We start from the raw sequence: 14,342 nt of genomic DNA on the forward strand, positions 1-14,342 counted from the left end.
CCGGCTCATGGAACTCACCGGATCTTCTGCCATCGTCACCGGCGGCGCCTCGGGCATCGGCGCGGCCGCCGCCCGCGCGCTCGCCGCCCGCGGCGCGACCGTCGTGGTCGCCGACCTCCAGGCCGACAAGGGCGAGGCCCTCGCCGAGGAGATCAAGGGCGTCTTCGCGCAGGTCGACGTCACGAACACCGACCAGATCGCGGCCGCGGTCAAGGCCGCCGCCGAGATCGCGCCCCTGCGCGCGGTGGTCAACTCCGCCGGCATCGGCTGGGCCCAGCGCACCATCGGCCGCGACGGCCAGCTGGAGTCGGCGCACTCCCTGGAGGCGTTCACCAAGGTCGTGCAGATCAACCTGATCGGGACCTTCGACATGGTCCGCCAGGCCGCCACCGTCATGAGCCTCAACGAGCCCGACGAGGACGGCTGCCGCGGCGCGATCGTCAACCTCGCCAGCGTCGCGGCCTTCGACGGCCAGATCGGCCAGGCGTCGTACTCCGCGTCCAAGGGCGGCGTGGTCGGCATGACCCTCCCCGTCGCGCGCGACCTGTCCGCCTCGGGCATCCGCCTCAACACCGTGGCCCCCGGCCTGATCGACACCCCGATCTACGGCGAGGGCCCGGACTCGGACGCCTTCAAGGAGAACCTCGGCAAGAACGTGCTGTTCCCCAAGCGTCTCGGCACCCCCGCGGAGCTCGCCAGCATGGTCGTCGAGTGCCTCACCAACGCCTACATGAACGGCGAGGTCGTCCGCGTCGACGGCGGCATCCGGATGCCCCCCAAGTAGCCCCCGGGGCGCCGTTGGTCGAGCGGCACTCCTCGCCTAGCGGCTCGTCACTGCTCGACCACCGGACCGGCGAGGTCGGTGAGGTCGAGGAGGAGGTCGGCGCGGCCGGCCGCGGCCTCGACCCGCAGCGCGTTGGACTGGTCCACGCGCTCGACCCAGGCGCGGGCCTCGTCGGGGGTCTTGCCGAAGCGGACGTGGCGCGCGACGAGCCGCTCCAGGCGCAGCTCGTCGTCGACCACCACGTGCCACACGTCGTCGAGCTGGGCGCGCACGCGCGGCCAGGGCTGCTCGGGCAGCAGCAGGTAGTTGCCCTCGGTGACGACGAGCGCGGCGTCGCCGGGCACGGGCAGCGCGCCCGCGAGCGGCTGCTCGAGCCCGCGCTCGAACGCCGGCGCCAGCACCAGGTCCTCGCGGTCGCGGACCCGCCGCAGCAGCGCGGCGTAGCCGGCGGCGTCGAAGGTCTCCGGTGCGCCCTTGCGGTCGCGCAGGCCGCGGCGCTCGAGCTCCACGTCGGCGAGGTGGAAGCCGTCCATCGGGACGACGGTCGCGCCGTGGCGGGCGGCCAGCAGCGCGGCCAGCGTCGACTTGCCGGCGCCCGGGGCACCCGTCAGGCCCAGCATCCGGCCCACGGCCGGCAGGAGGTCGGCCAGCTCGTGGCCGTCGGGGGAGAGGCGCAGCACGCCTCCAGTCTTACGCCGTCCGGCCCATCCGCGCGAGCAGCCGCACCTGACGCGGTGCGTCGGCCGGCGCCTCGAGCGGCGGCTTGCAGATGCCCTCGGCGTAGAGGTGCTCCCCGAAGCCGTCCAGCGCGGTGTCGATGCGGTCCATCTCGGCCTCGTCCCACACGACGTCGCGGCCCAGCGCCCGGGCGACGTCCCAGTGGTGGACGAGGAGGTCGAAGCCGTAGAAGCGGGCCAGGGTGTCGGCGACGGTCGTGCGCCCGAAGTAGCCGTCGTACTCCAGGGTGACGAACGCGTCGTCGGCGACCGTGCGCCGCACCGCGTCGGTGTGGGCGGCCCACATCTCGTCCGGCGTCCCGGCGGGCCTCTCGCCGAGGTCGGCGTCGCGCTGGGCGAAGAAGCCGCGCTGGGTGTCGACGACGTGGTCGACGACGTCGGCGGCACTCCAGCCCTCGCACGGGCTGGGCGCCGACCAGTCGGTGTCCTGGGCGGAGGTGAGCAGGTCCGTGAAGCGGTCCGCGTCAGCGAGGTACTGGTCGGTGAGGTCGGTCATGCCTCCATCGTCGAGGGTGCGGTGTCGGTGGGTCTGGTAAGAATCCGACACATGCCCGAGGAGACGGTCCCACCCCGCGCCGTCGACCCGACCGAGCGCGCTCACCTGCGTGACGCCCAGGGCTTCGGCCCGCCCGTGCACCGCTTCGTGCCCTCGCCCGAGCTGGCCGACGTCGTCCGCCGCTACTGGCTGCCCGTGTGGTCGCTGCCGCCGGGCCGGGTGACGGCGCAGCGGGTGCTGCAGTACCCCGTCTGCCTGCTCGTGGTCTCCGAGGACTACGCCAGCGTCGTGGGCCCGTCCTCGGGGCTGTCGATCAAGGAGCTCGCGGGATCCGGCTGGGCGGTCGGCGCCATGCTCCAGCCGGGCGCCGGCTCGCCACTTCTCGGCGGTCCGGTGTCGCTGACCGACGGGCAGCTCGACCTGGACACCCTCGCGACGATCGACGGGTCCGCGCTCGCCGCCGCGGTCCGCGCCGCGATGTCGCCCGCGCCCGACGACCCCGAGCGACGGCGCTCCGCGGTGCTCACGGTCGAGGCGGCGCTGAGGCCCCTGGCCCCCCTCGACGGGGAGGGACTGCTCGTCAACGCGGTGGTCGAGTACGTCGAGGGCGACCCTCGCGTGCACCGGGTGGGCCAGATCTGCGAGAAGTTCGCGCTCACCGAGCGCAGCCTCCAGCGCCTGGCCGCGCGGCGCATCGGCCTGAGCCCCAAGTGGCTCATCCAGCGCCGCCGCCTCCACGAGGCCGCCGAGCGGCTGAGCGCCGACGGGTCGGTCGACCTGGCCCGCATCGCGGCCGACCTGGGCTACACCGACCAGGCCCACTTCGGCCGCGACTGGCGCCGCGTCACGGGGGTCACGCCCGGCGAGTACGCCGCCCAGCCGCGCCTGTCCTAGGCCGCTCACCCCAAAGGGGTTCGCGCAGCACCCGTCGCCGACCTACTCTGGAGGGCGTATGACTACCGCAAACGCTGACGACTTCTCCCTCGACCACGAGCTCGAGGCCACCGACGACTGGGACGACGCGTCGTCCGAGGACGCGCCCGACGACACCCCCGACTCCTCCTGGGCCGACGACCCGGACCCCGAGGAGCCCACCGCGGGCGCCATGGAGCTGGCCGAGCGCCACCAGCTGCGCCGCGTCGCGGGGCTGCGCACCGAGCTCGAGGACATCACCGAGGTCGAGTACCGCCAGCTCCGCCTGGAGCGGGTCGTCCTCGTCGGGGTGTGGACCGACGGCACCGTGCAGGACGCCGAGAACTCAATGGCCGAGCTCGCGCTCCTGGCCGAGACGGCCGGCTCGGAGGTGCTCGAGGCGATCTACCAGCGCCGCCAGGCGCCCGACCCGGCGACGTACGTCGGTCGCGGCAAGGTGGAGGGCATCGCCGAGATCGTGCACGCCACCGGCGCCGACACCGTCATCTGCGACGGCGAGCTGGCGCCCAGCCAGCTGCGCAACCTCGAGGACCGGGTCAAGGTCAAGGTCGTCGACCGCACCGCGCTGATCCTCGACATCTTCGCCCAGCACGCCCGGTCCGCCGAGGGCCAGGCCCAGGTCGAGCTGGCCCAGCTGAGCTACATGAAGCAGCGGCTGCGCGGCTGGGGTGGCAACCTGTCGCGCCAGGCCGGTGGCCGGGTCGGCGCCGACGGCGGCGGCATCGGCGGCCGTGGCCCCGGTGAGACCAAGATCGAGACCGACCGGCGCCGCATCAACGACAAGATCGCCAAGCTGCGCCGCGAGCTCAAGGCGATGAAGGGCACCCGCGACACCAAGCGCCAGGACCGCCAGCGCCACCAGATCCCCTCGGTCGCGATCGCCGGCTACACCAACGCCGGCAAGTCCTCGCTGCTCAACCGGCTCACCGGCGCCGGGGTGCTGGTCGAGGACTCGCTGTTCGCGACGCTCGACCCCACCACCCGCCGCACGACCACCAGCGACGGACGCGTCTACACGATGAGCGACACGGTCGGCTTCGTGCGCCACCTGCCCCACCAGCTCGTGGAGGCGTTCCGCTCGACGTTGGAGGAGGTCGCCGACTCCGACCTGATCCTGCACGTGGTCGACGGCTCCCACCCCGACCCCGAGGGCCAGATCGGCGCCGTGCGCGAGGTGCTGGCCGAGATCGGCGCCGACAAGGTGCCCGAGGTGGTCGTCATCAACAAGGCCGACGCCGCCGACCCCCTGGTGCTGGCCCGGCTGCGCCAGCGCGAGCCGCACTCGGTCGTCGTCAGCGCCAAGACCGGCGAGGGCATCGCCGACGTCCTGGCGCTGGTCGAGGACGAGCTGCCGCGCCCCGACGTGGAGTTCCGGGCGCTGCTGCCCTACGAGCGCGGCGACCTGCTCAACCGGATCCACCAGCAGGGCGAGATCGCCTCGCTCGAGCACACCGGCGACGGCACCCTGGTCAGCGGTCGCGCCAACGAGGACCTCGCCGGCGACCTGGCGGCGTACGCCACGGACGCGGCGGACGCACCGAGTCGCTGAAAGCACACCAGGCCCGGCCCGCGTGACGGATGATGGTGAGGTGGTCCTCCGGGGGGTTGCGGCGCGCAAGCCGCTCGTGCTGACGCTGCTGGCTGCCCTGCTGGCGACGGTCGTGCTCACCTTCCAGCTCACCGACGACGCGGAGGGCGCCTTCGCGAGGCGCTGCGAGCGGTTCGCGGAGGCGTCGTCCTGGCGGGCCCAGCACGACAACCAGCACGACGGCGACGACGGCGACGACGGCTCCGGCGACCGGGTCGTGGTGATCGGCGACTCCTACTCGGCCGGGCTACGGCTGGACCGGCCCCAGGAGTCCTGGCCGGCGCGCCTGCCCGGCCACGTCCACGTCGACGGCTTCTCCGGCTCCGGGTTCAGCGCCCGGGCCAGCGGCTGCGGTCCGGTGTCCTTCGCCGACCGGGCGCACCGCGCCCTGGCGGACGGTGCCGACCTCGTCGTGGTCGAGGGCGGCCTCAACGACTACGACCGGACCGCCGCCGAGATCACCGCCGGCTTCCTCCGCCTCGTGCGTGCGGTCGGCGACGTGCCGATGCTGGTCGTCGGCCCACCGCCGGCGCCGCTGCGAGGCCGCCACGTCGCGCGCGTCGACGAGATCCTGCGGGACCTCGCCGCGCGCCACGACGCGACGTACCTGTCGATGGCCGACGTCGACCTGCGCTACCTCGACGACGGCCTCCACCTCACCGCGGGCGGCCACGAGGAGTTCGGCGACCTGGTGGCCGCCTCAGTAGTCCAGGTGGTCCAGGTAGAGGTGGCCGACCGCCGCTGAGGTGAGCGGGGAGACGTCGGGGGTGTCGTTCTCCACGATGTACTCCTCCACCGTGTGGCTGCGGAAGATCCGCGCGAAGTCGACCACGCCCGTGCCGAGGTCGGCCATGTCGCCCGTGGCGCCGTCGCGGTCCTTGACGTGGAACTGCCGCACCCGCTGCGGCGCGCGCCGCACCACGTCGATCGCGAACCTGTCGGGGTCGGCCACCCCGAGGTTCACCCCGGCGGTGAAGACCCAGTAGAGGTCCACCTCGAGGTGGACCAGGCGCGGGTCCAGCCGCTCGGTGAGGATCTCCCAGGGCGTCACCCCGCCGCCGAGGTCGGTCGTGAACTCGTGGGCGTGGTTGTGGTAGCCGTAGCGCAGGCCCCAGCGCTTGGCCTGCCGCGCCTCGGCGTTCATCTGGTCGGCCCACTGCTCCCAGTCGGCACGGACGGCCGAGTTGAGGTACGGCACGACGACGTACTGCTGGCCCAGGATGGCGGCGTTCTCCAGCTTGGTGCTCAGCGCCGCCGGGGTGGTGCTGATGCCGTCGTGGCTCGACGTGGCGCGGATGCCCAGCCCGCGCAGGAAGCGCCGCAGCTCGGTGGCGGTGCGGCCGTAGTAGCCGGCCAGCTCGACCTTCTCGTAGCCGTACTGGGCCAGTCGTTGCAGCACGACGTCGAAGCCCGGCTGGCCGCCGAGGGCCGCGCGCAGCGTGTAGAGCTGGATGCTGATCTTGTCGTGCGGCACCGACCGGGGCCGGGAGCGACCCCGCCCCTGCGCGACCGTCGCGGCGCCGGCCTCGGAGGCCAGCCCGGACGTGAGCCCGAGCGCCGCCACCCCCGCCGCCGCTCCGCGCAGCACGTGGCGCCGCGGGGCGCCCTTCTCCACCAACGAGCGCCGCAGCGCTGCCTCACCGTCATACCCGAAACACATGACGTATGTCCATCTTCTCGGATCCCGACCGTTCGGGACCGACGTGCGTGACCCCCCTGGGCCCCCTACGGCGTCAGCTGCTGAACGCCGCGTCGAACGACTGCGCGGGCGGGTCGTAGTCGAACCGCCTGAGGAACTCCAGCGCCTCGGGCGCACCGTGCAGCCGGTCCATGCCGGCGTCCTCCCACTCGACCGAGACCGGCCCGGCGTAGCCGATGGCGGCCAGCGCGCGGAAGCAGTCCTCCCACGGCACGTCGCCGCGGCCGGTGGACACGAAGTCCCAGCCCCGGTGCTGGTCGCCCCAGGGCAGGTGCGAGGACAGCACGCCGTTGCGGCCGCCGCCCAGGCGCATGCGGGTGTCCTTGCAGTCGACGTGGTAGATCCGGTCGGCGAAGTCGGTGATGAACGCGACCGGGTCGAGGTGCTGCCACATCATGTGGCTGGGGTCCCAGTTGAGGCCGAACGCCGAGCGGTGCCCGATCGCCTCGAGGGTGCGCACCGTGGACCAGTAGTCGTAGGCGATCTCGGAGGGGTGCACCTCGTGGGCGAAGCGCACGCCGCACTCGTCGAAGACGTCGAGGATCGGGTTCCAGCGGTCGGCGAAGTCCTGGTAGCCGGCCTCGATCGTGGAGGCGGGCACGGGCGGGAACATCGCGACGTACTGCCAGATGGCGGAGCCGGTGAAGCCGATGACGGTGTCGACGCCGAGCTTCTGCGCCAGCCGCGCGGTCAGCTTCATCTCCTCGGCGGCGCGCTGGCGCACGCCCTCGGGGTCTCCGTCGCCCCACACCTGGGGGCGCACGATGGCCTGGTGCCGCGCGTCGATCGGGCTGTCGCAGACCGCCTGCCCCGTGAGGTGGTTGGAGATCGCCCACACCTTGAGCCCGTGGCGCTCCAGCAGCTCGAGACGCTCGGCGACGTAGTCGTCGTCGTCCCAGCGCCAGGCGTCGAGGTGCTCGCCGGAGACCGCGATCTCCAGGCCGTCGTAGCCCCAGCCGGCCGCCAGGCCCGCGACCTCCTCGAGGGTGAGGTCGGCCCACTGTCCGGTGAAGAGGGTGAAGCGCTTGCCCATGAGGCCTCCTAGGTCGTCTGCTGCTCGTCGGGTGGAGATCGTCACACGTCGACGCAGGTGCCGGAGCGCGCGTCGCTGGCCTCGATCGCGGCCAGCACCCGCTGCACGGCGAGGCCGTCCTCGAACGACGGCGCCGGGGCCACGTCGTTGGCGACCGCGGTCAGCAGGTCGGCCGCCTGCGAGGTGAAGGTGTGGTCCCAGCCGAGCGTGTGGCCCGGCGGCCACCACGCCGCGAGGTAGGGGTGGCTCTCCTCGGTGACGAGGACTCGGCGCATCCCGGTGCCGTCGTCGATGCCGAGCTCGTTGAGCCGCTCCAGGTCGAAGCTGAGCGCGCCCTCGGAGCCGTAGACCTCCAGGCTCAGGCCGTTCTTGCGGCCGGTGGCCATGCGGCTGACCTCGACGCTGGCCACGACGCCGGAGGCGGTCTCGAGGGTGGCCCACGCGGCGTCGTCGACGGTGACGGGCTCACGGCCGTCGCGGCCGTCGCGCTCGGTCACGAAGGTCTGCAGGTGGCCGCGGGCGGTGACGACCCGCTCGCCGAGCAGGGAGTGCAGCTGGTCGACGACGTGGGAGCCGAGGTCGCCCAGCGCGCCGGAGCCGGCCTCGTCCCGGCGCAGGCGCCAGGTCATGGGGGCGGTCTCGTCGGAGAGCCAGTCCTGGAGGTACGCCGCCCGCACCTGCCGCACCCGGCCGATGCGGCCCTCGGCGATCACCTGCCGGGCCAGCGCGAGCGCGGGCACCCGGCGGTAGTTGAAGCCGATCATCGAGCGGCCGGTGGCCGACGCGGCGGCCGCGACCATGGCCTCGGACTCCGCCACCGTGTTGGCCAGCGGCTTCTCGACCAGCACGTGCTTGCCGGCGGCCAGGGCCGCGAGCGCGATGTCGGCGTGCAGGTGGCCGGGGGTGCAGATGTCGACGATGTCGATGTCGTCGCGCTCGATGACCGAGGCCCAGTCGGTGGCCGACTCCGCCCATCCGTAGCGCTCGGCGGCGGTCTTGACCGCCGCGGGGTCGCGGCCGACGAGCACCTGCTGGCGCACCGGGGGCACATCGGGGTAGAACGCGCCGACGTTGCGCCAGGCGTTGGAGTGGGCCTTGCCCATGAAGGAGTAGCCGATGACGGCGACCCCCAGGGGGCGTGGGCCGTCGGCAGGCCCGGTCACGGGGTGGTCAGTAGAGGACATGGGATGTGTCTCCGTCCAGGGAGCGCAGGAACGCGAGCCCGTCGCGTGCGAGGTCGTCCGGCGAGGCCGCGAGCGGCCGCCAGATCGACGCCGCCACGGCGATCGACGCGTTGTCGGGGGTGAAGCTCTCGATGTTCAGCGGGCCGGCGTAGCCGACCTCGTCCAGCGCCGCGACGAGTGCGGGCCAGTCGGTCTGGTCGCCGCCGGGGGCGCCGCGGTCGCTGCCGCAGACCTGCACGTGCACGAGGTGGCGTCCGGCCGCGCGGACCGCCGCGGCGCTGGAGCGCTCCTCGATGTTGAGGTGGTAGGTGTCCAGCGCGAGGCCGACGCCCTGCTCCAGCAGCGGGCCGAGCCCGGTGAGCGCCTGGTCGACGGTGTTGACCAGGGATGTCTCGTAGCGGTTGAGCGGCTCGACGCCGATCCGCACGCCGGCCGCGGCCGCGTGGTCGGCCACGGGCGCGAGGTGCTCGCGCCACTCGGCGTACGCCGCGGTGCGCTCGTCCTCGCTCAGCCGCCACACGCGGCCGGTCTGGGCGTAGAACGGACCGCAGACGCTGGTCGCGCCGATGGCCTCGGCCAGGTCGACGGCGCCGCGGAGGTAGTCCTGGGTGCGTGCGACGGTCGCCGCGTCGGTCGCGACGAGGTCGCGGCCGGGCGCCATGGCCGCTACGACGTACGGCGTGAGGCCGGCCTCGGCGAGGCTCGCGGCGGTGCGGGCGGGGTCGAGGTCGCCGACGTTCTCGAGCGGCAGCTCGACGGCGTCGAAGCCGAGCTCGGCGATGCGCGCGAGCAGGCCGGGCAGCACCGCGTCGGTCAGCGGTGACGTCCACACCCAGGTGTTGATGCCGATCGCGCGCATGGAAGGACCTTCGGAGGGGAGGGGCCGCGGGGGAGGGCCCGCGGCGTGGTGCAGGGGGCAGAGCAGGTGCAGGGAGCGTGGGCCGGCCGGCGGTGAGGAGACCGCCGGCCGGCCACACGGTCAGGGGATCTTGCGGTCCTGCCACACCTGCGGGTAGCCGGGCAGGTCCTCGCCACCGAACTTGGCGTAGTGACCGTCGGGCATCCCGTCGTTCTCCTCCAGGAAGTCGGCCCGCTCGTCCTCGGTGATCGGCGTCTGCGGGAGCACCCACTCGGTGGGGATGGCCTCGCCCTTGACGATCTTCTCGACCGCCAGGAGCGTCGTGCGCCACTGGAAGTTGGAGTAGACGGGGGCCAGGCCGGTGAGGCCGGTCTCCTCCCACTTGCGCAGGAAGCTCATCTCGTCCTCGCCGGTCATGACGGGGAGGTCGACGCCGGCGTCCTCGAACGCCTCGATGGCGGCGACGGCACCGTCACCGGCGTCCATCCACACGCCCTTGACGTCGCCCTTGACGAGCTCGTCGGAGATGATCTGCTTGATCTTGCTCGGGTCGGCGCCGGTGAAGTAGTCCACCGCGTCGATGCCGTTGTCCTTGAAGATCTTCTCGGCGGCGGCCCAGCGCGTCTCGAGCACGTCGACGCCGGGCAGGATGCGCAGGGCCACGACCTTGTCGCCCTCCTCGAGGTTGTCGCTGAGGAAGTTGGCGGTGTCGATGCCCCACGCGTAGCCACCGATCGGGTGGATGAACGAGGTGTAGCAGTCGGTGTTGACGCCGCGGTCGAAGACGATGACCGGCTTGCCGGTCTCGCAGGCGCGCTCGACGGCCGGCGTCATGGCCGCCGTGGAGTTGGGGGAGATGATGAAGACGTCGCAGTTGCCCTCGGTGATGAAGTAGTCGATGTCGGCGATCTGCGTGTTGTCGTCGTCCTGCGCGTCGCGGGTCTCCATCTCGCCGATGACGTTCGAGTCCTGCAGGGCCTTGAGCTGCTGGTTCATGGTGATCCAGCCGGTCTGGCGCCAGGGGTTGCTGATCGAGGCGTTGGCGAAGCAGACCTTCTGCGCCTCCTGCGTCGCGTACTTCTTGGTGTCGGTCATCGGGCCGTCGATGTACTGCAGCCACGGGGTGGCCTCGTCACCCTCGAACGTCGCGGAGCGCTGGGCGTCCTGCTCGTCGAAGTCGGCCTGCACGAACCACTCGGTGTCGGCCGAGGAGTCGGCCGGGGCGTCGGCCGACTCGGAGGTCTCCGGGTCCGCGCCGGCGTCCGGTGCCGGGTCGTCGACCGAATCGTCGGTGCTACATGCCGCGAGCACGAGCAGCGCCGCAGCGGACACGACGGCGCCTCTCAGCAGTGGACTCTTGCGCATCAGTTGTCTCCATTGGTCGTGCCCGGGGTGGGCGTGGTGGGGATCCGAGTAGAGGGGGCCCGGCGGGCGGACCCGCGCGGGCGACGGCCGGCCTGCCAGCCACGGGCGGCGACGGCGACGGCGACGATGATGATCACGCCCTGCACGGTGTCGCGCCACGTGGACTCGACCTCCTTGACCGTGAGCAGCGTGAAGAGGAGCTCGAGGGCGATGGCACCCGCCGCGGCGGAGAGCACCCAGCCGCGGCCGCCGCCGAGCAGGACGCCGCCGAGCACGACCGCGGTGATCGCGGTGAACTCGTAGCCGTCGCCCACCGACGGGTGCACCCCGGCGTAGCCGACGAGCAGGATGCCGGAGACCGAGGCGGCGAGGGAGGAGATCATGAAGGCGCGGGTCTTGAGCCACCACACCGACGTGCCGGAGCGCTCGGCCGACTCGGGGTTGTCGCCGACGGCGAGCAGGTTGCGCCCGAACGGGCGGCGCATCAGCAGGGTCGCGGCGATCGCCAGGACGACCAGGATGATCAGCGGGTAGGGGAGGAACTCCAGGACCGGGACGTTCTCGAAGCGGCCGCGGCCGATCTCGCGGAACTCGTCGACGGGGTTGCCGGTGGCCGCGCCGCCGGTGAGGTAGGAGACCAGGCCGCCCAGCGCCAGCATCATGCCCAGGGTGACGATGAAGCTCGGCACCTTCAGCAGGGTGGTCAGCACGCCGTTGGCGAAGCCGACCGCCGCGCCGACCAGCAGCATCAGCACGGTGACGGGCACGACCTTGTCGGGGTCCTCGCCGATCATGTTGCCGGCCAGGACGACCTGGGTGCCGATGACGGCGCCCATCGAGAGGTCGAACTCGCCGGAGACGATCACGTAGTACTGCCCGATCGCCGCGATCGCGATGGGGGCGGTGCGACCCAGGAAGAGCATGATCACGCCGGGGTCGCCGAAGTTGGGGTTGGCCTGGATGGTCGCGACCAGGAGCACGGCGGCGAGCACGAAGACGGCGCCGCCGGGGGTCAGGACCGCCGCGAGCAGCCGACCGCCGAGGCCGCGCTGGTGCGCGGGGATGGCGGTCCGGGCGGGCGCCGGCGTCGAGGTGGTCACGGGGGTGCTCACTTGGTCTCCTGCAGGACGGCGTCCAGGCCGGTGGGCCGGTCGAAGCGGGCGGGGCGCCGGTCGATCTCGCGACCGGCGTAGACGGCGACGGCGGCGACGATGACGAGGCCGCGGATGACGTCCTTGAGGAAGGGGTTGACCTGCATGACGCCCATGACGTTGTCGAGGACCGCGAAGATCGCGACGCCCGCGAGCGTGCCGACGATGTTGCCCTTGCCGCCGGCCAGCAGCGTGCCGCCGAGGACCACGGCCGCGATCGACATCAGGTCGTAGTCGCCCTGGCTGCCGATGGTGGGGCTGCCGACGCTGAGGCGGGAGAGGAGCAGCAGCCCGGCCACGGCGGCGAGGACGCTGCACAGGACGTGGGCGGCGATGACCGGCACGGAGGTGCGGATGCCGGACAGGCGCGCGACCTCGGGGCTGCCGCCGACGGCGTAGAGGTGGTGGCCCAGGCGGGTGCGGCGCAGCATGACGATCGCCAGCAGCGCGCAGCCGAGCATGATCAGGAAGGTGAGCGGGACCGGGCCGATCTGGGTGGCGTCGATGAGCCGGAAGGAGCGCGGCGCGAGGCCGTGGCTGCCCTGGTAGTTGCTGCCGAGGTAGCCGCTGATGATCAGGCCCATGCCGAGCGTGGCGATGAAGCCGTGGACCTTGAGGAAGCTGACGACCAGGCCGTTGGCCAGGCCGATGACCGCGGCGATGCCGAGGGCGAGGAGCACGGCGGGCACGACGTTGGCCGGCTCGCCGGCCATCTGGCCCGCGGCGACGACGCTGGTCAGGCTGACCACGAACGGCACCGAGAGGTCCAGGCTTCCGACCAGGATCACCAGCGTCTGACCGATGGCGATGAGGCCGAGGATCGAGCAGCCGGTGAGGACCGCGTCGATGTTGCCGCTGCTCAGGAAGTTGCGGCCCTCGACTGCGGTCAGGATCGCTCCGACGACCAGGCTGAGCACCAGGACGGCGACGACGATGCCGGTCGAGGTGAGGGGCTGCAGTCGGCTCCTCATCGGGCGACCTCCTCGGTGGGCGCGTCCGTGGGCGCGGGGGTGGTGGTCGTGGGGGCGACGGTGACGCCGGTGGCGAGCTGGAGGACGGTCTCTTCCGAGGAGCCCGCGGGCAGCTCGCCGGCCAGGCGCCCGTCGCGCATGACCAGGATCCGGTCGGACATCCCGATCACCTCGGGGAGCTCGCTGGAGACCATGAGCACGGCCACGCCGTCGGCGGCCAGCGAGCGCATGAGCTCGTAGATGGAGTGCTTGGCGCCGACGTCGATGCCACGGGTGGGCTCGTCCATCAGCACGACCCGCGGCTCGGTGGTCAGCCAGCGGGCCAGGACCACCTTCTGCTGGTTGCCGCCGCTGAGGAACTGCACCTCCTGGTCCGTCGCGCGGGCCGAGACCTCGAGCGAGGACAGCAGGCCGGGGACGTCGCGGCGAGCCTGCGCCGTACGACGGGGGAAGACGGCGCGCACGACGCCGAGGGCGTTGTCGAGGATGGTCTGGTTGAGCGCGAGGCCGGTGGCCTTGCGGTCCTCGGTGACCATGGCCAGGCCGGCGCGGATCGCCGCGCGCGGCGAGCGCGGCCGGACCTGCGTGCCGGCGATCGACATGGTGCCGCGGGTGAACGGGCGGACCCCGAAGATCCCCTCGAACAGCTCGGTGCGGCCCGAGCCCTGGAGGCCGGCGATGCCGACGACCTCGCCGGCGCGCAGCGTGAGGTCGACGCCGTCGACGTAGCCGTTGCCGGCGTCGCGCAGCTCGAGCGCCGGCTCGCCGACGACCGTGCCCTCGACCGGGTCGGGGAAGAACGAGGAGATGGAGCGGCCGACCATGAGCCGGACCAGCTCGGCGTCGTCGAGGCTCGAGGCCGGCTGCGTGGTGACCTGGCGGCCGTCCTTGAGCACGGTGATCGTGTCGCAGAGGCGGAAGATCTCCTTGAGGCGGTGGGAGACGTAGAGGATGGCGACGCCGCGGGCCGTCAGCGTGCCGATGATGCCGTAGAGGAGCTCGACCTCGTGCTCGGCGAGAGCGGCGGTGGGCTCGTCCATCGAGATGATGCGGGCGTCGTAGCTGACCGCCTTGGCGATCTCGACGATCTGCTGCTCGGCGACCGAGAGCGACCGCACGCGCTGGCCTGGGCGCAGGCCGGTGACGCCGAGGCCGGTGAGGAGCTCCTCGGTGTCGCGGTGCATCTGGCCGACGTCGACCAGGCCGAGGCGGCGCGGCTCGCGGCCGAGGTAGATGTTCTCCGCGACCGAGCGCTCCGGCAGGAGGTTGAACTCCTGGAAGACCGTCGAGATGCCGGCCTGCTGGGCCTGGACGGGGTGGCTGAACGAGACGGCCTCGCCGTTCAGCTCGACGGTGCCGGAGTCGGGGGAGTGGACCCCGGCGAGGATCTTCATGAGGGTCGACTTGCCCGCGCCGTTCTCGCCGACCAGGCCGAGCACCTCTCCGGCGCGGAGCTCGAGGTCGACGTCCTCGAGGACGGTGTGGCCGACGAAGCTCTTGGTGAGCCCTCGGGCCTGGAGGACGACAGATGTTGCGGGCACG

The 14,342-nt window shown here is 72.6% G+C and carries 14 protein-coding genes; 4 read left to right on the top strand and 10 right to left on the bottom strand.

Features of this window, described 5'->3' with window-relative positions; translation table 11 throughout:
• Positions 1-7: 7 nt before the first annotated feature.
• Positions 8-784 carry an SDR family oxidoreductase gene (locus E4622_RS16390; protein WP_134741268.1) on the top strand — a complete coding sequence of 259 codons (777 nt, stop codon included), beginning with the start codon at positions 8-10 and terminating at the stop codon, positions 782-784.
• Between the two features lie 47 nt (positions 785-831).
• On the opposite strand, the gene E4622_RS16395 is transcribed toward E4622_RS16390, so the two are convergent.
• Positions 832-1,464, bottom strand: a complete 633-nt coding sequence (locus E4622_RS16395) for a nucleoside/nucleotide kinase family protein (protein ID WP_245156068.1) — start codon at positions 1,462-1,464, stop codon at positions 832-834.
• A 10-nt stretch (positions 1,465-1,474) separates the two neighbouring features.
• On the bottom strand, positions 1,475-2,017 hold the full coding sequence (locus E4622_RS16400) for a maleylpyruvate isomerase family mycothiol-dependent enzyme (RefSeq protein ID WP_134741269.1): 543 nt from the start codon (positions 2,015-2,017) through the stop codon (positions 1,475-1,477).
• Between the two features lie 51 nt (positions 2,018-2,068).
• On the opposite strand from E4622_RS16400, the gene E4622_RS16405 reads away from it, so the two are divergent.
• The 3 genes from E4622_RS16405 to E4622_RS16415 are packed head-to-tail and all read left to right on the top strand — an operon-like array spanning position 2,069 to position 5,283.
• On the top strand, positions 2,069-2,911 hold the full coding sequence (locus E4622_RS16405) for a helix-turn-helix domain-containing protein (RefSeq protein ID WP_134741270.1): 843 nt from the start codon (positions 2,069-2,071) through the stop codon (positions 2,909-2,911).
• Between the two features lie 58 nt (positions 2,912-2,969).
• A complete protein-coding gene (gene hflX / locus E4622_RS16410; protein ID WP_134741271.1) occupies positions 2,970-4,499 on the top strand; it encodes a GTPase HflX in 1,530 nt (509 codons plus the stop codon).
• Positions 4,500-4,539: 40 nt separating this feature from the next.
• Positions 4,540-5,283 carry an SGNH/GDSL hydrolase family protein gene (locus tag E4622_RS16415; RefSeq protein WP_167736124.1) on the top strand — a complete coding sequence of 248 codons (744 nt, stop codon included), beginning with the start codon at positions 4,540-4,542 and terminating at the stop codon, positions 5,281-5,283.
• On the opposite strand, the gene E4622_RS16420 is transcribed toward E4622_RS16415, so the two are convergent.
• From E4622_RS16420 to E4622_RS16455, 8 genes are all read right to left on the bottom strand, one after another.
• Positions 5,239-6,198 carry a sugar phosphate isomerase/epimerase gene (locus E4622_RS16420; protein WP_134741273.1) on the bottom strand — a complete coding sequence of 320 codons (960 nt, stop codon included), beginning with the start codon at positions 6,196-6,198 and terminating at the stop codon, positions 5,239-5,241. The two genes, E4622_RS16415 and E4622_RS16420, sit on opposite strands and share 45 nt — an antisense overlap.
• Before the next feature lie 73 nt (positions 6,199-6,271).
• Positions 6,272-7,270: a sugar phosphate isomerase/epimerase family protein gene (locus E4622_RS16425; RefSeq protein ID WP_134741274.1), complete on the bottom strand. Its 999-nt coding sequence runs from the start codon at positions 7,268-7,270 to the stop codon at positions 6,272-6,274.
• 41 nt (positions 7,271-7,311) lie between these two features.
• Positions 7,312-8,454, bottom strand: a complete 1,143-nt coding sequence (locus E4622_RS16430) for a Gfo/Idh/MocA family oxidoreductase (protein ID WP_134741275.1) — start codon at positions 8,452-8,454, stop codon at positions 7,312-7,314.
• Positions 8,441-9,313, bottom strand: coding sequence for a sugar phosphate isomerase/epimerase family protein (locus E4622_RS16435; RefSeq protein ID WP_134741276.1), 873 nt, complete (start codon positions 9,311-9,313; stop codon positions 8,441-8,443). Before E4622_RS16435 ends, E4622_RS16430 begins: the two co-directional genes overlap by 14 nt.
• A gap of 120 nt (positions 9,314-9,433) precedes the next feature.
• Positions 9,434-10,678, bottom strand: a complete 1,245-nt coding sequence (locus tag E4622_RS16440; RefSeq protein WP_134741277.1) for a substrate-binding domain-containing protein — start codon at positions 10,676-10,678, stop codon at positions 9,434-9,436.
• Entirely contained in the window at positions 10,678-11,790 is a 1,113-nt protein-coding gene (locus tag E4622_RS16445) for an ABC transporter permease (protein ID WP_209021971.1), read from the bottom strand. The genes E4622_RS16440 and E4622_RS16445 overlap by 1 nt, the downstream gene beginning before the upstream one ends.
• Positions 11,787-12,800, bottom strand: a complete 1,014-nt coding sequence (locus E4622_RS16450) for an ABC transporter permease (RefSeq protein WP_134741278.1) — start codon at positions 12,798-12,800, stop codon at positions 11,787-11,789. The genes E4622_RS16445 and E4622_RS16450 overlap by 4 nt, the downstream gene beginning before the upstream one ends.
• Positions 12,797-14,341 carry a sugar ABC transporter ATP-binding protein gene (locus E4622_RS16455; protein WP_245156069.1) on the bottom strand — a complete coding sequence of 515 codons (1,545 nt, stop codon included), beginning with the start codon at positions 14,339-14,341 and terminating at the stop codon, positions 12,797-12,799. Before E4622_RS16455 ends, E4622_RS16450 begins: the two co-directional genes overlap by 4 nt.
• Position 14,342 lies beyond the last annotated feature (1 nt).

This window comes from Nocardioides sp. 503 (assembly GCF_004522095.1).
In the GTDB taxonomy this organism is placed as follows: Bacteria; Actinomycetota; Actinomycetes; order Propionibacteriales; family Nocardioidaceae; genus Nocardioides.